General features: G+C 72.0%; 19 protein-coding genes and 2 pseudogenes. 11 read left to right on the top strand and 10 right to left on the bottom strand.

The annotated features are described in order from the left end of the window. Positions 1–166: 166 nt before the first annotated feature. Positions 167–492 (top strand): annotated as a pseudogene (locus tag IE136_RS23285) (hypothetical protein); the annotation flags it as partial. A 62-nt stretch (positions 493–554) separates the two neighbouring features. Here the strand turns inward: IE136_RS23285 and IE136_RS23280 are convergent. Further along, on the bottom strand, positions 555–761 hold the full coding sequence (locus IE136_RS23280; RefSeq protein WP_158991943.1) for a hypothetical protein: 207 nt from the start codon (positions 759–761) through the stop codon (positions 555–557). A 332-nt stretch (positions 762–1,093) separates the two neighbouring features. Between IE136_RS23280 and IE136_RS23275 the strand changes: the two genes are divergently transcribed. Further along, the gene (locus IE136_RS23275) at positions 1,094–1,309 is read left to right on the top strand and encodes a hypothetical protein (protein ID WP_158991945.1); all 216 of its coding nucleotides are present in this window, start codon (positions 1,094–1,096) and stop codon (positions 1,307–1,309) included. Between the two features lie 124 nt (positions 1,310–1,433). Here the strand turns inward: IE136_RS23275 and IE136_RS23270 are convergent, their stop codons facing one another. Further along, positions 1,434–2,054 carry a LysE family translocator gene (locus IE136_RS23270; RefSeq protein WP_189601292.1) on the bottom strand — a complete coding sequence of 207 codons (621 nt, stop codon included), beginning with the start codon at positions 2,052–2,054 and terminating at the stop codon, positions 1,434–1,436. Positions 2,055–2,263: 209 nt separating this feature from the next. Then, complete coding sequence (locus IE136_RS23265) at positions 2,264–2,626, bottom strand: helix-turn-helix transcriptional regulator (RefSeq protein ID WP_158991949.1); 363 nt, start codon at positions 2,624–2,626, stop codon at positions 2,264–2,266. 103 nt (positions 2,627–2,729) lie between these two features. Between IE136_RS23265 and IE136_RS23260 the strand changes: the two genes are divergently transcribed. The 3 genes from IE136_RS23260 (at position 2,730) to IE136_RS23250 (ending at position 4,698) form a co-directional block, all read left to right on the top strand. Then, positions 2,730–3,140 carry an STAS domain-containing protein gene (locus tag IE136_RS23260; RefSeq protein ID WP_373309113.1) on the top strand — a complete coding sequence of 137 codons (411 nt, stop codon included), beginning with the start codon at positions 2,730–2,732 and terminating at the stop codon, positions 3,138–3,140. Between the two features lie 318 nt (positions 3,141–3,458). Next, positions 3,459–3,878 carry a hypothetical protein gene (locus tag IE136_RS23255; RefSeq protein ID WP_189601291.1) on the top strand — a complete coding sequence of 140 codons (420 nt, stop codon included), beginning with the start codon at positions 3,459–3,461 and terminating at the stop codon, positions 3,876–3,878. Between the two features lie 232 nt (positions 3,879–4,110). After that, the gene (locus tag IE136_RS23250) at positions 4,111–4,698 is read left to right on the top strand and encodes a pyridoxamine 5'-phosphate oxidase family protein (protein ID WP_189601290.1); all 588 of its coding nucleotides are present in this window, start codon (positions 4,111–4,113) and stop codon (positions 4,696–4,698) included. A gap of 245 nt (positions 4,699–4,943) precedes the next feature. Here the strand turns inward: IE136_RS23250 and IE136_RS23245 are convergent, their stop codons facing one another. From IE136_RS23245 to IE136_RS23220, 6 genes are all read right to left on the bottom strand, one after another. Then, complete coding sequence (locus IE136_RS23245) at positions 4,944–7,700, bottom strand: fumarate reductase/succinate dehydrogenase flavoprotein subunit (protein ID WP_158991956.1); 2,757 nt, start codon at positions 7,698–7,700, stop codon at positions 4,944–4,946. Positions 7,701–7,722: 22 nt separating this feature from the next. Beyond that, complete coding sequence (locus IE136_RS23240; RefSeq protein ID WP_158991958.1) at positions 7,723–8,478, bottom strand: ABC transporter ATP-binding protein; 756 nt, start codon at positions 8,476–8,478, stop codon at positions 7,723–7,725. After that, positions 8,475–9,365, bottom strand: coding sequence for an ABC transporter permease (locus tag IE136_RS23235; protein WP_189601289.1), 891 nt, complete (start codon positions 9,363–9,365; stop codon positions 8,475–8,477). Before IE136_RS23235 ends, IE136_RS23240 begins: the two co-directional genes overlap by 4 nt. Continuing rightward, positions 9,362–10,714, bottom strand: a complete 1,353-nt coding sequence (locus IE136_RS23230; protein WP_189601288.1) for an ABC transporter substrate-binding protein — start codon at positions 10,712–10,714, stop codon at positions 9,362–9,364. Before IE136_RS23230 ends, IE136_RS23235 begins: the two co-directional genes overlap by 4 nt. Before the next feature lie 14 nt (positions 10,715–10,728). After that, positions 10,729–10,956 (bottom strand): 4Fe-4S dicluster domain-containing protein, encoded by a 228-nt coding sequence (locus tag IE136_RS23225; protein WP_017236562.1) that lies wholly within the window; start codon positions 10,954–10,956, stop codon positions 10,729–10,731. 62 nt (positions 10,957–11,018) lie between these two features. Beyond that, complete coding sequence (locus tag IE136_RS23220; RefSeq protein WP_158991964.1) at positions 11,019–11,786, bottom strand: GntR family transcriptional regulator; 768 nt, start codon at positions 11,784–11,786, stop codon at positions 11,019–11,021. Positions 11,787–12,023: 237 nt separating this feature from the next. On the opposite strand from IE136_RS23220, the gene pcaDC reads away from it, so the two are divergent. From pcaDC to IE136_RS23190, 6 genes and pseudogenes are all read left to right on the top strand, one after another. After that, on the top strand, positions 12,024–13,292 hold the full coding sequence (gene pcaDC, locus IE136_RS23215; protein WP_189601287.1) for a bifunctional 3-oxoadipate enol-lactonase/4-carboxymuconolactone decarboxylase PcaDC: 1,269 nt from the start codon (positions 12,024–12,026) through the stop codon (positions 13,290–13,292). Positions 13,293–13,344: 52 nt separating this feature from the next. Next, on the top strand, positions 13,345–13,977 hold the full coding sequence (locus IE136_RS23210) for an MBL fold metallo-hydrolase (RefSeq protein WP_189601286.1): 633 nt from the start codon (positions 13,345–13,347) through the stop codon (positions 13,975–13,977). Between the two features lie 55 nt (positions 13,978–14,032). Continuing rightward, on the top strand, positions 14,033–14,812 hold the full coding sequence (locus IE136_RS23205; RefSeq protein WP_158991970.1) for an exodeoxyribonuclease III: 780 nt from the start codon (positions 14,033–14,035) through the stop codon (positions 14,810–14,812). A 253-nt stretch (positions 14,813–15,065) separates the two neighbouring features. Then, positions 15,066–16,049: a glycerophosphodiester phosphodiesterase gene (locus IE136_RS23200; RefSeq protein ID WP_229819055.1), complete on the top strand. Its 984-nt coding sequence runs from the start codon at positions 15,066–15,068 to the stop codon at positions 16,047–16,049. Positions 16,050–16,169: 120 nt separating this feature from the next. Further along, on the top strand, positions 16,170–16,607 hold the full coding sequence (locus IE136_RS23195; RefSeq protein ID WP_189601285.1) for a DUF6278 family protein: 438 nt from the start codon (positions 16,170–16,172) through the stop codon (positions 16,605–16,607). A 167-nt stretch (positions 16,608–16,774) separates the two neighbouring features. Continuing rightward, a pseudogene (locus tag IE136_RS23190) lies at positions 16,775–17,234 on the top strand (ATP-binding cassette domain-containing protein); the annotation flags it as partial. A gap of 83 nt (positions 17,235–17,317) precedes the next feature. Here the strand turns inward: IE136_RS23190 and IE136_RS23185 are convergent. Next, entirely contained in the window at positions 17,318–18,892 is a 1,575-nt protein-coding gene (locus IE136_RS23185; protein WP_189601284.1) for an alpha/beta fold hydrolase, read from the bottom strand. Positions 18,893–18,937: the final 45 nt, after the last annotated feature.

Raw genomic sequence — 18,937 nt, 5'->3', positions numbered from 1 at the left:
CCCGGGTGGTGCCGCCTGCTCCGTTCGTAACAGTCGCGATGGCGGCCGCCCGCGCGGTGCGCGAGGGTCGACAGGACACCGGCAACCGCGCCGGCGCTTCTACCGTCCGCCCCGAGGGAGCCGTTCATGCCGCCACGCAACACGATGCTGCGCGGCGTGCGCCGCCGCCTCCACCCTCGCCAAGAGCGTCCTGACCGGTGCGGCCCTTGCCGCCACCGCCTACAGCCGCATGCTGGGCAAGAAGATCGAACTCGCGTCCTCCTCCGACCCGCAGGACGCCGAGAAGGCCGCCAAGCACCCCATCGACACCGAGCGCGCGCACGGCACCTGGCGTTCACGCAGTGGGCCGTCCCCGCGGTGACCGGCGGCCTGGTGATCCTCAACGCTCTGCACGGTGAACAGCAGCGCCCCACCGAGCAGTTCCACGGCATGTGGGAGCGGGCCCGCTCACTGGCGCCCCACATGTCCTCACACGGGCATCTCATGCACTGAACGGCCGGCCGGGACCACCCGGCGACGGCTGGGAAGCGTCGTGGTCCTGAGCCGGCCCATGGTCAGGGCTTGTTGGCGAGGGCTCCCAGGTACTGGTTCACCTGCTCCAGCCGCGTGTCGACACTGCCCGTCCGTTCAGCCAGTGCCGCCAGCTCCTCCCGCACCGCCAGCAAGGCCAGGGCCACCGCCCTGGCGCCGGGATCCACGACTTCCTCCAGGGCCGACCGGGCCGCTTCCGCCGCCGTCACGGGGTGAGATGCCTCCGTCATTGCCACGCCTCCTGCCTGGCCGACCGTCGGCCCGTTCCTGTACATGTGCCCCCTGGCGCGTCGCTGACTCCGCGACCGCCACGGGGTGTTGTGCGACTGACGGGGAAGGTGCTTCGGAGCTGCGAGTGGGTGCTCGGCACCCACTCGCTGACGCAACTCCGTGACGGGCGGTCCGCGTTGACAGCCCGCTCCTGCATGGGGCCAGCGGGGTCATCGACGTGCCCCCTGGCCGGCTGACCCGCCCCCATTGTCACTCCCTGTGTTTACAGTGCGCCATATGGGAAACGCTCTGTAGTCACAAGAGGTAAAGGTCAAGGCGAAAGGCGGGACTCATGTCCGTGAGCATCGGAATCATCCTCGTCGTGGTGACGGCGGTCGTCGCTGCGATCGCTCTCGCCCCGGCGGTGGCACCCGCGGAATCCGACCAGACCGCAGACCGGTGCTGCGAGGAGGGCGCACGCAGGACCGGCCCGAGCAGGCGTCCTGCCCGCCGGCTGCGCAGCATCCCACCGCAGTCGACCGGGGACCGCAGACGAAGCCTCGGCTGACGGTGCGTGAGCCCGGGTTGCTCCCTCGCTGATTGTCGGTCGCGGTCGCGGCTGCTGAGGGAATCGACGAGACGAAGGTGGTGGAGGCGGCAGAGTGGGGCAACGGGGGCCCCGCCGAGCGGAGTCAGGCGACGGTGGCGACCCCGATGCCGATGGCGATGAACAGCCAGCCGGTGGTCAGCTCCCAGCGGTGACGCACCTTCGGCCGGGCGAGCAAGGCCCGCAGTCGTGCGGCGATCAGGACGAGGGCGAACCAGTAGACGACCCCGATGAGGACGTCCAGGATCCCGAGGAAAAGGATCTGCTGCCACAACGAACCGTCGCCGGCCACGAACTGAGGCAAGACGCTCAGAAAGAAGAGCGCAGCCTTCGGGTTGAGGACGTTGGTGATGAGGCCCTCCGCGAAGCCGGACCGCGCCGGCCCCGCGGCGGGCCCGGCCTCCAGTGGCGGAGCCCCGGCCGGACGCCTGGCGGCGAGAACCGCCCGCACCCCTAGGTAGACCAGGTACGCGGCGCCCAGGAGTTTGATCGCGTTGTACACCGCGGGAGAGCGGGCGGCCATGACCGCGAGTCCAACGGCAGCGGCCAGCATGTGCACGCACAAGCCGGCTTGCGCACCCAATGCGGCGGCTCGCCCTCTCGACGGGTCCTCGGCCGCCGCTCTCACCACCACGAGGAAGTCCGGGCCGGGTACCACGTACGCCACCAGCACCACGCCGAGGAAACCGACGAGGTCGACCGCCATGCGCTCTCCCGTTCGTCCGTCCTCATCCAGGCGTGTGCGTCAGGGTGCCACTACCCCGTCACGGCGCACCGACGCCGATCGCGTCGGCAACGGCGCAGGCGCGAGGGCGGCGGTTGTCGCTCACGGGCGGCCGGGAGCGGCGGCACGGAGGGGGCGGCGCCGAGGCGGCGGGTCGAGGGGGTGCGCCGCGATCGGGAGCTGATCCTCCTCTACCTCGCCCCGCCGGCATCCGCCAGACGTGATGACAGGGCCCCCGGCTTGCTGTTGCGGTCGGTTTCGTCCTGCACGAGCAGGGAGAGCAGGGAGGCCACGGGCAGGCCCGCTTCCGCCGGATGGCGCAGCACCTTGTCCGGCTCGATGCGGTAGGTGTTGCTACGCCCGTCGCGGGTGTGGGAGAGGTAACCGTCCTGCTCAAGATCAGAAATTATCCGCTGGACGGCACGCTCTGTGAGCCGACAGTGGGCGGCGATGTCGCGGATCCGGACGTTCGGGTTGTCGGCGATGGCCGCCAGCACGCGCGCGTGATTGGTGATGAACGTCCAGCCGGTGTGAGATTCGGGCACTCCAACCATGGAGGCATTCTAAGGACCGTCGTTGCCGGAAGCGGAATACATGACATACTTTTCGCGTAACAGCTGACATGATTCTGCGGGCGAGTCACGGGAGGGACCAGGGGTGTCTTCGAACCAGGCCGTCACACCCAGGCGCACGAAGAACGCCGGTGGGACCACGGACCAGCCGACGGAACAGGCTGAAGCGCACGTACCCGACCGGGCTGCGGTGATGCAGTACGAGTTGCGCGACACCTGGGTCGTCGTCGCATGCGGCTCCTACGACATGGACTCGATCACCCCTCTGGCGGCCGCGCTCGACACCGCGGCCGACAGGCACCGGAAGGTGGTCCTGGACGCCTCCGGCATCACGTTCGCGGACTCGACGCTTCTGAACCTGCTGATCCTCACGCACCGGGCGACCGATCTGCGCGTGGCCGCGCCGACAGACCAGGTACAGCGGCTCCTGGAGCTCACCGGAGTCGACACCGTCCTGAAGGTGCGAGCGACGGTAGAGGACGCCGCTGCCTGCTGATGGTCGGCGGCGGCGGCCAAGCCCCCGCACTTACCCGTTCTCGACGCTTCAAGGTGAGGGTCGGCTCCCGAGCACCACCACCCACGGGCCCGTCTTCGGCATCGGCGGTCTTTCGCAGGCGACCACCTGGGACGGCTCGGTCAGGTGCCGCCGGCGTCCGCGTGTGCTGGTGGGCCGGCGCGTCGGCGGTCGGCGAACTGTTCGCCTGCGAGCGTCCCCGAGGGTCCGGCGTGGCTGTTCCTCTGACGCTGGTCGAATCGACAGAGGAGTGGCGTGGATCTCAGGCCGCCGGTGCCGGCGCGGAGACTTGGACCGTATGTGTTGACCGAGGACGGGATCGCGGCGCTGCTGGCCCGTTACGAATTCGGCGACTCGTGCGTCCGCCGGGTCGTGCTTGATCAGGAATTCGGTCCACAGGCGCGGGGGCGAGTCGCCAGGCTCGTGATCGACGCCCGGGTGATGGGCGAGGGCCTTCGCTGGGAGCCGGTGTGCCTGGACTTGTTCGGAGTGGAGCGATTCCGGATCGACGAGAGCCGTGGCTTCGCCTGGGCACTCTACGATCCCCCGCAGTTCACCCGTTTCGACACGCTGTTGCAGGTGGACCTGTGCGCCCGAGCGCTTCGGCAACCTGCACCCGAGGAGCGCGTAGGAAGCCTTCGAGGGCTCGGAGTTGGTGTTCGCCGCGGCCGGCGGCAGTTGGAGTGCCCTCCGGCCCTGGGGATCATGACGCTGTCCTGACCGGTTCGGGCCTTGAGGCGACGCGGACTGGACCGCCGCCGGTGGGGCGTGGCGACGACGGTGCGGGCATGCCGCGCCGGCGGGTAGGGCACGCGCCGTTCCCAGTGCCCAGGAGGATCCGTAGTTCGCGGACGATCCTGCAGAGCCCCAGGCCGGCGCCGTGGGGCAGGGGGTACCAGACGCGGTCGGATTCGTTAGACAGGTGAAAAGTTTCCTTACATAATTCTTAGGCATGGGAAAGACTTATGAACGCATCGACGGTCGGCTGCGCACCTTCATAGAGCAGCAGCCGATATTCTTCACCGCGACCGCCCCGCTGGCCGCCGACGGCACGGTGAACCTCTCCCCCAAGGGCCTCAAGGGCTCCTTCGCGGTGCTCGACGAGAAGCGGATCGCCTATCTCGACTTCGCCGGCAGCACTGCCGAGACCGTCGCACACCTGCGGGAGAACGGCCGGATCACGGTGATGTGGTGCGCCTTCCAGGGGCCGCCCAACATCGTTCGGGTGCACGGCCGGGGCGAGCCCGTCTTCCGGGACGGCCCGCGCTTCAAGGAACTGCTCGCGCACTTCCCGGACATCGACCCGACTCGGCACGGGCTGCGCGCGATCATCGTGGTGACGGCCGAACTCGTCCGTGACTCCTGCGGATACGGGGTGCCCTTCATGTCGTACGACGAAGATCGCGACCTGCACGGCAAGCGCTTCTCGCGTGAGGACGACGCCTCGCTGAGCGCGTACTTCACCAAGAAGGACCACATCGCACAGAGCATCGACGGCCTGCCCGGGCTGCCCCTGCCGCTGCCGCCCGGTGACTTCTGAGCAACGCCCCTCTCCGTTCGGAGGTTGCCGTGGCCGACGCGCCCCGCACCTCCGGACACCGCCGCCGCCAGGTGCTGTTGCCCGGCGATCAGCTTCGGGTCCGAGTACCAGGCGTCATCGGGTACGGGGTACACCGCGGTGGGCGCTCATCGCCGTTGGGGCGCGGGAGCCATGGCCGCGCGGGTGCGGCTCGGGAGGCGATGGCGAGCCTGTCCGTTCGTACGGCCCCCGGTTGACCGCCTCCATCAGGCCGCGCGGGACGCGTAGGCGCGGACGTCGGCGTCCGGATCGGAGGCGGCCGCGGTGAGGGCCGCCCGCGCCCCGGGCTCGGCGGCGTGGGGGAGGAGCGAGAGGACGGCGGCTTTGCGGACGTCCGCGTTCGGGTCGGCCAGGGCCCCGGAGAGGGCAGGGACCGCCCGGGCCGGCGGCGCCGCGCGGAGCGCGGTCGCGGCACCCGCCCGGACCTGCCAGGCCGGGTCCTCGAGCGCCGCCGCGGCCTGCTCGGCGTAGAGGGGTGGGCACCCGGTGGCGGCCAGTGCGGCGAGCGCGGCGGCGCGGACGAGCGGGTCCGCGTCGTCCAGCAGCGGGTCGAGCGGCGCGGGGGCCGGGGCGTGCACGGCCGCGAGGCCGCGGGCCACCGCGACCCGGACCTCGCGGGCCGGGTCGGCCGCGGCGGCCGCCAGTTCCGCGGCCGCGTCCACCGAGACCAGGGCCCGGACGGCGGTGATGCGCACGTCGATGTCCGTGTCGGCGAGCGCGGCGGCGTACGCCCCGGCGTCGCCCAGCCGCAGGGCGCGCAGCACGTCGAGCGCGGCGGCCCGGACGGCCGGGTCGTCGACGCCCAGCGCCTCCCGCAGCCCCGCCCCCAACAGCGCCTCGGCGGGCAGTACTTCGACCAGTTCGCGCAGCGCGGCCGCGGCGGCGGTCCGGACCTGAGGTGTGGTGTCCCGCAGGCGCTCGGCGAGCGCGGGTCCGGCGCCGGCCGGCACCGTCTCGGCGAGGGAGGCCACGGCGGCCGCCCGCACAGCCGGGTCGGCGGCGTCCAGGTAGGGGCGCAGCGCGTCCAGGTCGGGGGACTCCTCGGTGAGAGAGAGCAGGCGGAGGAGGGCGGGGCTGGGCGCGGAGACGTCGAGGGCCTCGACCGTGGCCGGCGCTGCCACGCTCGGTGCGGCCGAGGGCGGGGCCGGGCGGGCGGCGGGTGCGGCGTCCCGCGGGCCGGCCGTCGCCACCGGCACCAGCGCGACCTCGCCCAGCCGCCGCTCCGGCCCCGGCGCCGGTGCGAACTCCGGCACCGGCACCACGTACGGCTCGACCGGCCGTGCCGTGAACTCCATCGCTCCCGAAGGGGACTTGCGCAGATCGAGGTGGTGCAGCCAGTCCGTGTCGTCCCGCCCCGGGTGGTCCAGCCGCTCATGGTAAAGGCCCCACCGGGACTCGGTCCGGGCCAGTGAGGCCCGGGCGGCCATCTCCGCGCAGTCCCGGATGAAGGTGACCTCAGCGCACCGCATCAGTTCGTGCGGGGTGCGCGCGCCCATCCCGGCGATCTCCTCCGACATCCGGGTGAACGCCGCCACCGCCAGGGACAGCTTCGCGCCGGTCTTCGGTGGCGCCACGTAGTCGTTGACGAACCGCCGCAGCTTGTACTCCACCTGCGGCTGCGGCGGCCCGTCGGGGTTGCGCAGCGGACGGTAGACGAGGTCGTGGGCGGCGGCCAGCTGGTCACGGGGCAACTCGCCCTCGTACATCCGGTGGCGCGCGGCGTCCTCGCCGGCCAGATCGCCGTAGACGAACGCGCCGATCATGTAGTTATGCGGTACGCAGGCCAGGTCGCCGGCCGCGTACAGCCGGGGCACGGTGGTGCGGGCGTGCGCGTCCACCCGTACCCCGGAGGCGGAGTGCCCGCCGCAGAGTCCGATCTCCGAGATGTGCATCTCGATGTCGTGGGTGCGGTAGTCGTGGCCGCGGCCCTCGTGGAACGTGCCGCGGGTGGGACGCTCCGTCGTGTGCAGGATCGATTCGACGGAGGCGATGGTCTCGTCCGGGAGATGGCTGAGCTTGAGGTACACCGGGCCCCGGTCGGAGGCGAGTTCGGCCGCGAACTCGGCCATCATCTGTCCCGACCAGTAGTCGGACTCCACGAACCGCTCGCCGTGCCGGTTGACCTGGTACCCGCCGAACGGGTTGGCGACGTACGCGCACGCCGGCCCGTTGTAGTCCTTGATCAGCGGGTTGATCTGGAAGCATTCGATCCCGGTCAGGGCGGCCCCCGCGTGGTAGGCCATCGCGTACCCGTCGCCCGCGTTCGTGGGGTTCTCGTACGTCCCGTACAGGTAGCCGGACGCGGGCAGTCCGAGCCGGCCGCATGCCCCGGTGGCCAGGATCACCGCGCCCGCCCGGACGGTGACGAACTCCCCGGTGCGGGTGTTGAAACCGGCCGCGCCGACGGCCCGGCCGTCGCCCGGGTGGGTCAGCACCCTGACCGGCATGACCCGGTTCTCGATGCGGATCCGCTCCCGCATCTCACGACGCCGCAGCTGCCGGTAGAGGACCTTCTTGACGTCCTTGCCCTCCGGCATCGGCAGCACGTACGAACCGGACCGGTGCACCTGGCGGACCGCGTACTCGCCGTGCTCGTCCTTCTCGAACTTCACCCCGTACGACTCCAGGCGCTGGACCATCGCGAAACCGCGGGTCGCGGTCTGCCGGACGGTGGACTGGTCGACGACGCCGTCGTTGGCGCGGGTGATCTCGGCGACGTAGTCGTCGGGTTCGGCACGGCCCGGGATGATCGCGTTGTTGACCCCGTCCATGCCCATGGCGAGGGCGCCGGAGTGCCGGACGTGCGCCTTCTCGAGCAGCAGCACCTGCGCGCCGCGTCCGGCGGCGGTCAGCGCGGCCATCGTGCCTGCGGTGCCGCCGCCGATGACCAGGACGTCGCAGGACAGTTCGGTCGCGTCGGCGAGGGCGGGGATGGCCGGCGGGGTGTCCACCAGAGTGTCCACGGAGGTGCCTTTCGGGTGGCTTTCAGAGGGAGTCGAGGATGCGGCGGTGCAGTTCGGCGGTACCGGGCGCGTGCCGGGCGTCGCGCTCACGCGGGTGCGGTACGTCCAGCACCCGCCCGGACCCGAGCAGCAGGACCCGGTCGCCGAGGTGCAGAGCCTCGTCCACGTCGTGGGTGACGAAGACGACGGTGGCGCCGGTGTCTCGCAGGATGTCGACCAGGAGGTCCTGCATCTCGGCGCGCGTGTGCGCGTCGAGCGCGCCGAAGGGTTCGTCCATCAGGACCGCGCGTGGCCGGCCGGCCAGGGCGCGGGCCAGCTGGACGCGCTGCCGCTGCCCGCCGGACAGCTGGTGCGGCAGCTTGTGGGCGTGCCCGGCCAGACCGACCCGGTCCAGCCAGTCGGCCGCGGACCGCCGCCGTTCGGCCCGGGCCACCCGACGGATCGCAAGGGGTAGTTCTACGTTGGCGCGGGCGGTACGCCAGGGCAGCAGGGCGTCGTGCTGAAAGAAGAGCGCCCGGTCGGCGGTGGGCCGGCCGATCGGCTCACCGTCCTGGGTGACCTGCCCGTCCAGTGGGGGCAGCAGCCCGGCGAGGGTGCGCAGCAGGGTGGACTTTCCGCAGCCGGAGGGCCCGACCACGGCAAGCAGTTCCCCGGGCGCGATCCGCAGCGCCACCGTCCCGGGGACGGCAGCGCCGTCCGCGTGGCCGAGCCGTACGTCGTGCAGGGCGAGTTCGGATCCGGCCGGCTCGGATGCGGCGGGCAGGACGGTGGTGCTCATGGGACCGGCTCCTTCCGGGGAACAGCGGTGCGGACGGTGGCCGCGGGTTCGGCGGGAGTGTCCGCGCGGGTGCGACCGGCCCCGCGGAACGCCGGACGCGGTGCGCCGGCGGCTCCCCGCGCGGCCGGGCGGGGCAGCCAGGAGGTGGCGCGGCGGCCCAGCAGTTCCACCGCGGTCGAGGTGAGCCATCCGAGGGCGCCGATGGTGGCCATGCCGACGAAAACCCCCGGGTAGTCGACGATCGTGTAGTCCTGCCAGGTGCGGTAGCCCACCCCGTACTCGCCGGAGATCATCTCCGCGGAGATCACGCAGATCCACGAGACGCCGATGCCCACCGACAGGCCGCCGAAGATGCCCGGCAGGGCTCCCGGCAGCACCACCGAGAACAGCACCCGAAGCCGGCCGCCGCCCATGGTGAGCACGGCCTCCTCCCAGACCGGGGTGAGCGCCCGGACCGCGTGCCGGGTCGACACCACCACCGGGAAGAAGGCGGCGGTGAAGGTGATGAACACGATGCCCTGCTCGTTGGTCGGCAGCAGCAGGATGGCGACCGGAACCAGCGCGATGGCCGGCACCGGCCGCACCACCTCCACCAGCGGCCCCAGCAGGTCGGCCGCCCACCGGGACCGGGCGACGGCCGTTCCGACCGCCACCCCCGCCACCGCGGCCAGCAGAAAGCCCACCACGATCCGGCGCAGGCTGTGGCCGAGGTCCTGCCGGTACGGGGCGGTGCCCACGCGGTCGGCGAAGGCGGCGGCCACCTCGCCGACCGTGGGGAACTGCTCGAACCGCAGCCACAGGTTGACGTCCAGTGAGGTCAGCAGCTGCCACACCCCGAGGGCCGCGGCCAAGGAGGTCACGCGGAGCAGTCGGCGGCCCCCGCTCATGACGCCAGCCTCACGGCGTCCGCGTAGCGGATGATCCGGGCCCCCGCGTGACGGCCGACGTACCTCTGCGCGCCGGCCGGGGTGACGAAGGCGCGCAGCTCGGTGCCGTCCGCGACCCACACCGCCTTGTCGGCGAACCACAGGGTGCCGGTCAGCGCGTCCGGCACGTACGCGGCCCGCACGTCGGCACCCTCGACGGCCTTGAGCAGCTCCTTGGGACTGGCGAAGGAGCGGGTGGCGGTCGCGCCCCTCAGCCACAGTTCGGGCTTGGCCGCGGTCGCCTCCGGGTAGGCCGGGGACCGTACGGCCCGCCGCAGCGGTGCCTGGTCGACGAAGGCGTCCACGTCGACGTCGCCCACCAGCCCGGCCGCCTTCAGCACCGGCACGTCCTCCTTCAGCGCGGCGATCAGCTCCGGGCGGAGCCGGGGGTCGAAGGTGGCGATGCCGTTGGCGCCGTTGTAGAGGTAGACCACCTCGGCCGGCAGCCCGGTCACCTTCGCCACCGACTCGGCCGCGGCGACCGGACGGGCGCGCAGGTGGTCGGTGGCCCGCCGCTGCGCCTTGAGGAAGTCGTCGAGGATCCCGGCCCGCTCCTCGGCGAACTTCTCCCGGACCGTGACCCCGTGGAAGGTCGGCAGGTTCAGTTCGGCCCCGTCGTACAGAGCGGTGGCCCTGCCCTCGAAGGCCAGCTTGCCGGGCCAGGCGACGAACTGGGCAAGCGCGTCGACGTTGCCCGCGGCCAGGGCCGAAGCGCCCACGCTGGGCTGCTGGTTGAGTTTCTGGATGTCCTTGTCCGGGTCGATGCCGGCCCTCTGGAGGGCTCGGACCAGGGTGCCGTCGGCGGCCGATCCGACGCTGGTGGACACCTTCCTGCCGCGCAGGTCGGCCAGGGAGCGCAGAGTCGAACCGGGCGCGGTGACCACGGTGTTCAGGCCGCCGCGCAGGTTGTAGCCGGTGATCGCGACCAGTCGGGTCGGCTGCCCCAGCTGCTTGCCCCGGGCCGCGTTGATCAGCAGCGGGAAGTCCCCCATCGAACCGATGTCGATCTTGCCTGCGGTCATCTGGGCGGTGATCGGGGCGCCGGTCGCGTAGTCCTGCCAGGCGACCTTGTAGGTGATGCCGTCCTTCCTCCCGCGGGTCGCGAGCTCTTCCTCGAAGTAGCCGAGGGAGCGCAGCAGGGTGCCGGCGGTGACGGTGTTGATGGTCTTGGACTGGTAGCCGACGGTCACGGTGACCGTCTTCGTGTCGGCGTCGCCGTCGGCGTCGGCCGAACCGCCGCAGGCGGTGGCCAGGGGGAGCAGCAGGGCGACCGGGAGAAGCGGGAGGAGGGGGACCCTCGTGCGGGGCATGGGAGTTCGGCCTTTCACCGGAGCAGATAGGGCATGTTGACGGTGACCGCGCCGGTGGGGCAGCGGGCCGCGCACGGGCCGCAGTACCAGCACTCGTCCACGTGCATATACGCCTTGCCGTCGTCCTCGCGGATCGCGAGTGAGTCGAGAGGACACATGTCGACGCAGAGGGTGCAGCCGTCGATGCACTTGGACTCGTCGATGGTCACGGGCACGTCGGCGCGCTGCGGAACGAGAGGCATGGTGGTCTCCAAGGGGCCCGGCAGGGCCGGGAACAGCAGGGAACGGAAGCGGAGCTCAGGGATCAGACGGAGCGGTGCAGCACGCCGCTCATGGTGATGCGGTCGCCGCGGAACCGGATGAACTCCAGGTCCACCGGCCGCCCGTCGGCCAGACAGGTCAGTCGTTCCAGCATCAGTACGGCGGCCCCGCGCGGGGCCTGGAGCACCGCGGCGGAGTGCGCGTCGGCGCTGACGGCCTCCAGGGTGATCTCGGCATGACCGAGCGGACCGCCGGTCAGCGACTCCAGGAGCCGGAACACGTCCGTGTTCTCCAGATCGCAGCCGAGCAGTTCTCCGCCCACGTCCATGGGCAGGTAGGACAGGTCCAGGGAGAGCGGCAGTCCGTTCAGGCGGCGCAGCCGCTCGATACACAGCACGTCGGTGTGCTCGGGCAGGCCCAGCCGATGGGCCACTGGGCCGGGGGCGGTGACCGGCCCGACGGTGCGGACCTCGTTGGTGACCCGCCCGTGCTCGTTCAGGGTCTCGGCCAGGCCCTGGAGGCGGTCGAGCCCGTGCGGGTACTTCTCGCAGACCACCACCGTGCCGACGCCGGGTTGCCGGTCGACGAGTCGCTCGCCGCGCAGCAGGTCCAGGGCCTGCCGGACGGTGTTGCGGCTGGCCCGGTAATCGGCGGCGATGACGTCCTCCAGGGGCAGGACCCCGCCGGGAAAGCCGCCCGCCAGGATCTGGTGGCGCAGCAGGTCGGCGAGCTGCCGGGCCCGGTCCGCACGGAGCCGCCGGCGGCGCGCGGCGGCGACGGGGAGGGCGGCGGGGGCGGGTTCGGCTGGCATGGCAGGGAACGTACAAGGAGAAGCACTCCCATGGTGTTGCCGCAGTATTGCGCCACCTGACGACTCGTGTTTACTGCTCTGACCTGCGGTTTCAGTGGCAGAGCGACGAGATCCGCCACCCGGCGGACCGCATCGTGGACGTCGAGTGCCCACGATGCGGCACGCGGAGCGGCAGGAGGAGCCGCTGGGTTCGACCCGGCGCTGTGGGAGACGGAGAGAGATGAGAGGGTCTTGCGGGTGAGTGAGACACCGACGAACACCCTGCAATACCGCCTCGACGGGCGAGAAGACGCTCCAGTCCTGGTCATCGGGCCCTCGCTGGGCACCACGCTGCACATGTGGGACCGGCAGATCCCCGAACTCACCCGCCAGTGGCGCGTCGTCCGCTTCGACCTGCCCGGCCACGGCGGTGCCCCCGCCCGCCCCTTCATGTCCGTCGCCGAGCTCGGCGACCGGCTGCTCGCCACCCTCGACGATCTGGGCGTCCAGCGCTTCGGCTACGCGGGCTGCTCCATCGGCGGCGCGGTCGGCCTCGACCTCGCGCTGCGGGCGCCCCACCGGGTCGCCTCGCTGGCACTGGTCGCCGCCTCGCCCCGGTTCGGCAGCGCCGACGAGTTCCGCCAGCGTGGTGTGATCGTCCGCACCAACGGCCTGGAGCCGATCGCCCGCACCGCGCCCGAGCAGTGGTTCACCCCCGGGTTCGCCGCCGCCCAGCCCGCGATCGTCGAGTGGGCGGTGCAGATGGTCCGCACGACCGACCCCGGCTGCTACATCGGCGCCTGCGAGGCGCTCGCCGTCTTCGACGTCCGTGAGGCCCTCGGCCGGATCGGCGTCCCCGCCCTCGTCCTCGTCGGCTCCGAGGACCAGGTCACCGGCCCCGCCGAGGCCCGCACGCTGGTCGCCGGGATAGCCGACGCCCGGCTCGCCGTCGTCCCCGGCGCCTCCCACCTCGCCCCGGTCGAGCAGCCGGCCGCCGTCACCGAGCTGCTCACGCACCACTTCGCCGGCGTCGTCCACGACACGCAGAGCGCCCTGCCCGCCCCGCCGATGCCGCCCGTCTCCGCCCCGGTCGTGCCCGTCGCCGAGATCGCCGCCGCCGGCACGGAGCCCGAGCCCGCCGGAGCCGTCCGGCCGGACCCGTACGACACCGGGCTCAAGCTGCGCCGCGAGATCCTCGGCGACGCGCACGTGGACCAGGTACTCCAGGACGGTTTCGCCGCCGACCTCCAGTCGCTCGTGACCCGCTACGCCTGGGGCGAGCTCTGGAGCCGGGACGGCCTCGACCGCCGCACTCGCAGCTGCGTCACCCTCGCGGCCCTGATCACCGGCGGCCACCTCGACGCGCTCGCCGACCACACCCGCGCCGCGCTGCGCAACGGACTGACCCCCGACGAGATCGCCGAGGTCGTCCTGCAGACCTCGGTCTACTGCGGGCTTCCCGCCGCCGAGAGCGCCCTGCGCGTGGTCGGCCGGGTGATCAAGGAGGAGACCACGCCCCAGGCGTAGGCTGACCTCGCCCGTCCGCACCGTCTTCCGCACCGTCGTGAGGTGGAGTCCTGTGAAGCTGACGAAGAAGTCGCACGCCTGCGTCCGGCTGGAGAAGGACGGGCGGACGCTCGTCATCGACCCCGGCGGCTTCAGCGAGGAGGACTCCGCGCTCGGCGCCGACGCGGTGTTCGTCACCCACGAGCACCCCGACCACTTCGACGAGGGCCGGCTGCGGGCGGCCCTGGAAGCGGACCCGGCGGCCGAGATCTGGACGCTGCGAAGCGTCGCCGAGAAGATCTCCGCGGCCTTCCCCGGCCGGGTCCACACCGTCGGCCACGGCGACACCTTCACCGTGGCCGGCTTCGACGTACAGGTGCACGGCGAGCTGCACGCCGTGATCCACCCGGACATCCCGCGGGTCACCAACATCGGCTTCCTCGTCGACGGTGCCGTCTTCCACCCAGGCGACGCACTGACCGTCCCCGACCACCCCGTGGACACGCTGCTGCTGCCCGTGATGGCGCCCTGGAACAAGATCTCCGAGGTCATCGACTACGTACGGGAGGTCAAACCGCGCCGGGCCTTCGACGTCCACGACGCCCTGCTCACCGACCTCGCCCGGCCGATCTACGACCGGCAGATCGGCGCCCTCGGCGGCACGGACCACAGCCGCCTCACCCCGGGCGACTCCACCCGGCTCTGACGGCCCGACCGCGGGGGAACCGCGACTGTCACACCCCGCCGTTAGGCTTGCGCTCATGCGCATCGCGACCTGGAACGTCAATTCGATCACCGCCCGGCTGCCCCGTCTCCTCGCCTGGCTGGAGAGCAGCGGCACGGACGTGCTGTGCGTCCAGGAGACCAAGTGCGCCGCCGAGCAGTTCCCCACCGACGAGCTGCGCGAGCTGGGGTACGCCTCGTCGGTGCACGCCACCGGCCGGTGGAACGGAGTGGCCCTGATCTCGCGCGTCGGCCTGGAGGACGTCGTCCACGGACTGCCCGGCGGCCCCGGCTACGAAGGCGTGCAGGAGCCGCGGGCGATCTCGGCGACCTGCGGCCCGGTCCGCGTCTGGTCGGTGTACGTGCCGAACGGCCGCGAGGTCGCCCACGAGCACTACGCGTACAAGCTGCGCTGGCTGGAGGCGCTCCAGGCGGCGGTGGCGAAGGACGCGGCCGCCGAGCGGCCCTTCGCGGTCCTCGGTGACTTCAACATCGCCCCGACCGACGACGACGTCTGGGACATCGGCGTCTTCGACGGCGCCACGCACGTCACCGCGCCCGAGCGGGCCGCCCTGACCGGTCTGCGCGAGACCGGCCTCACCGACGTGGTCCCGCGCCCCCTCAAGTACGACCACCCCTTCACGTACTGGGACTACCGCCAGCTCTGCTTCCCCAAGAACAAGGGCATGCGCATCGACCTGGTCTACGGCAACCAGCCGTTCGCCGACGCGGTCAAGGACAGCTACGTCGACCGTGAGGAGCGCAAGGGCAAGGGCGCCTCCGACCACGCGCCGGTCGTCGTCGACCTCGACGTCTAGGTCGTGTCCGGAAAGCAGCGCCGTCTGCCCGCAGGCCAGGTCGCGGCGCCTGGTGCGTGCGATCGCAAGGCGGAGGGTCGCCCTCGCACTGGACGTACTTGGTGCTCCTGACAACGCAGCGAGCGTGCGTGCCAGCCATCGCGGGCCAGGCGGGACTTTTACGGACCCGGCCTGGAACCTGCCCCGGACGCCCGGGGCAGGCAGGGCGGGGCGGTCCGCCGCTCCGTCGTGGCGGCCCTCTAGGGTGTGGGGCGTGATCGAGCCCGCCGTCCCGCCCTCCGTCCCGGCCGCCCCCGCCCCGCGCGGGCGGCGTCATACTGTCGCCGCCGCGGGGGCCGCGCTCCTCCTCGCGGCCTCATGCGGTCTCACGTCGGGATGCGCGACGGCCGGGCAGGCGTCACCGCCGCGCGGCGAGGCCGCGGTGCGTGCCACCGCCGCCCCCACCGCCGCGGACGACGAGAAGGCCGCCCGGACGCCCTCGAACACCCTGATGCGTTCGGCCGGCTCGCCGATGACGGTGATCGCCCACCGGGGCGCCTCCTCGGCCGCGCCCGAGAACACCCTGATCTCGGACGAGGTCGCCCGGCGGGGCGGCGCGCGGTGGATCGAGAACGACGTCCAGCCGAGCCGGGACGGCGTGCCCTACGTCCTCCACGACACCACGGTCGACCGGACCACGGACGGCACCGGGCCCATCCGCGCACTGACCGCCGCGCAGCTGGACGCGCTCGACGCGGGCTCCTGGTTCGCACCCGCCTACACCGGTGCCCGGGTCCCCACCCTGGCCGCCCAGTTGGAGGATCTGCGGGTCCGCGGCGGGAACCTCCTCCTGGAGATCAAGGGCAGGCACAGCCGTGAGGAGGTGGCCCGGATCGTCCGGCTCGTCCGCGACCACGGCATGACCGACCGGGTGTTCGTGCAGAGCTTCGACGTGGACGCGCTCAGGCACACCCGCGCACTGGCCCCCGAACTCCCCCTGGGCCTGCTGCGTTCCCGGCTCGACCCCGATCCGGTCGCGGTCGCCGAGGAACTCGGGCTGAGCGCGTACAACCCGGCGGCCGGCGCGCTGGCCACCGATCCGGACGTGGTGAAGGAGCTGCACGCGGCCGGGATCGCCCTGATGGTCTGGACTGTGGACAGCCCGGCCCGGTGGAAGGAGCTGGACGCTCTCGGCGCCGACGCGGTCATCACCAACCGCCCGGCCGAGATGACCGGCTGGAACGCCGCCCGCCCCTGAGCCCCGCCCGCCCCTGAGCCCCGCCCGCCCCTGACCCCGGCCCGGCCACCGCGGTCCCGCCCGTGACGATCTCCGCGCGCCGGGTGGTGCGGTGCGAGGAGGGAATGCGACGCTGGTCGGATGAACATCCCGTTCCTGGACAACTGGCGCAAGCGGCGCGAGGCCGATCCCTCCCCTCTGGCCGCGGCCCTCGACCGCGATCCCGAGGGAGTGGGTGAGCTGCTCGCCGAGTGCGAGCTGCTGCGCGCCAGGGCCCAGGCCGCCGGGGTGAGGCTCGACGACACTCCCCGCTCGCTGGCGGCGATCGACCAGCTTCCGCCGCGCTGGCGTGACGATCCGGAGGAACTGCCCTGGCTCGGCAACGACGCCGGGCTCTATCTGGGCACGGTCATCGTGCGGACCGTACCGGGCGCGAGCTGGCACGTGTGGCCAGGCGGGCAGCCGGTGGTCCGGCTCGCCTCCGGCCGGGAGATCCATGTCGTCGAGGCCGGCCTCGACTGGGCGGTGAGCGGGGCGCCCGAACTGTTCCGGGTGTACGCGGAGGCCGCCGAGGCCTGAGACGGCCGGCACTCGCGGCCCGGCCCGGCCACCCGCCCGGCCCCATCCAACCTTTTGCAGTCAATACGGCTTATGTCGTTTTCATGCGTGTCAGGCATGAAGTGCCTTTTCGTGGTGGATAGTTTGCGCTGACCTCGACACCGTTGAGAAATGAGGCAGGGCAGCCTATGGCCGTCGTCGATCCGTTGATCGAGTCGCGTGGCGTCAGCAAGCACTACGGAACGTTGCACGTCCTGCGGGACTTCGATCTCAGGGTCGGCCACGGGGAGGTGGTGGGGGTCATCGGGCCGCCCGGCTCGGCCAGGTCGACGCTCCGCAAGGGCCATCAACCGCCTGGGCCGTCGAGCCGGGCGAGATCGTCATCGACGGAAGCCCCTCCCGGAGGAGGGGAAGGCGCCGGCCCGACTGCGGGCCGAGGTCGGCATGGTCTTCCCGTCGTTCAGCCTCTTCGCGCGCAAGACCGTTCTCGCCGATTTCTCCCTGGCCCGGATCAAGGTCCGGTGGCACAAGCGTGAGGAGGCCGGGCGGCGTTCGCGCTAACCCCTCGACCGGGTCGGTCTCGCCGCCCACGCCGACAAGTCCTCCGCCCAGCTCTCCGACGGCCGGCCACAGCGCGTGGCGGCTGCTGCCGGGTGGGGGTCCTCCCGCGGGGCCGTAACGGCCTCGCAGCAGCTCGCAAGGAGCCATGCCCGCCCGGCAGCAGCCGGTGATCACTCCTCCCGCAGCGGGATCGACACGTACGACGGGTCGGCCGACGGGGACGAGAAGGTCAGCTGTGCGCCGGTCGGGTTGTGCTCGATGTAGAGCGGGTCGACGGTGTCGACGACCAGGGCGAGACGGTGGCCCGCCGGAACGTCGTAGGACGTGGAGAACAGCTCCAGGTCGACGGAGAACGGCGTGCCGGACGTTTTGCCGTGGAAGGTGTACGGGGCATTGCTGACCAGCTTGCCGAGGCCGAGCGGGCCCACGTCGTAGAGGTACGCGACGAGGGTGCCGCTCTCCTTGGTGGCGGTGACGGTGGTGTGGAGCTTCGCGGTGCCCCGCACCCGCTGGACGGAGTCGTACCGCTCGGACTGCCACACACCGGCGAAGGCCCGGGGGAGCAGCGGGATCGAGGCGACGGGCGGCGCCTGGAAGAACTGGTCCAGGAGGTTGGAGAGCAGCACGACACCGCCGTTGGCACCGGAGTCGACGTTCGCCCAGACGTGCTCGGTGTCGTCGAGCGCGATCCTCTTCTGCCGCGCGCCCACCGACTTCCAGTCGGGGTAGCCCTCGTAGCCACCGGTGGAACGGGACTTGAGCTGCACGGGCTGCTCGCGGTCGATGCCGTTGTCGGCGCCCTTGAGGTGGCGGTCGAACCAGCGGTGGGCGTTGGTCCAGGTGTCGTTGGGCAGACCGAGCAGGCCGGTGCCCTCCGCCGTGGCGTGGTCGCCGGGGCGGAACTCCAGGCGCTTGGGGCCCTTGAGCTTCTCGTAGAAGCTCGCGTACTGGTTGGGCGGGAAGATCGTGTCGCCCCAGGCGTTGCCGAGCATGACCGCCGTGCCGTTGGCGTTGATCCGGTCCAGGTGGGTGACGGCGGAGCGCTTCTTGCCCCAGGCGATCATCTCCTCCTCCTTGGAGAGGTCGGAGGAGAGGAAGTCGCCCAGGATCCGCTGGAGTTCGGGGCCCGGGCGGCCGGTGAGGTAGCCCGCGCCGCCCAGCAGCGCGGCGGCCTGGAGGTGCTGGGTGCGACCGCTGTAGATGGAGTCGATGAGGTCGGCCCAGCCGCTGAGCGCCGCGACGGCCTTGATCCGCTTGTCGTGCGCGGAGGCGAGGAGGCTGATCCCAGCGCCGTACGACACCCCCGCCATGCCGACCTCGGCGGGGTCGGCGGGGGTGTTCGCGAGGGCCCAGTCGATGACCTTGGAGGCGTCGGCGACGTCCTTCGGTCCGGCGGTCTCGATCTCGCCCCCGGACTGCCAGAAACCGCGCGAGTTGTAACTGACCACGACGTAACCGGCGTCGGCGAGCTTCCGCGCCTGGACGAGGTACTCGATCTGAGGCATGGCCCAGCTGGTGGGGAGCACGATCAAGGGGTACCGGGCGGAGCCGTCGGCGCCGGCCGGGGTGACGACGTTGGCCTTGAGGACGGTGCCGCCGTCGCCGGAGATGTCGACGAACCGGATTCCCGACTCCGCGGCGCCGGCGGCGTCGGTGGTGGCGGCGGCGTGTGCGGCGGGGGCGAGCCCGACGGCCGTCCCGGCCACGAGGGCGGCCGAGACGGCGAAGACCAAGGCTGTGCGCACGGGTCACTCCTCACTGGGGATCACTGATGGGGGGCAGTGAAAGTG

Origin of the sequence: Streptomyces lateritius (assembly GCF_014649715.1) — a bacterium.
GTDB classification, from domain to species: Bacteria; Actinomycetota; Actinomycetes; order Streptomycetales; family Streptomycetaceae; genus Streptomyces; species Streptomyces lateritius.
This window is presented reverse-complemented; position numbering and strand designations above follow the sequence as displayed.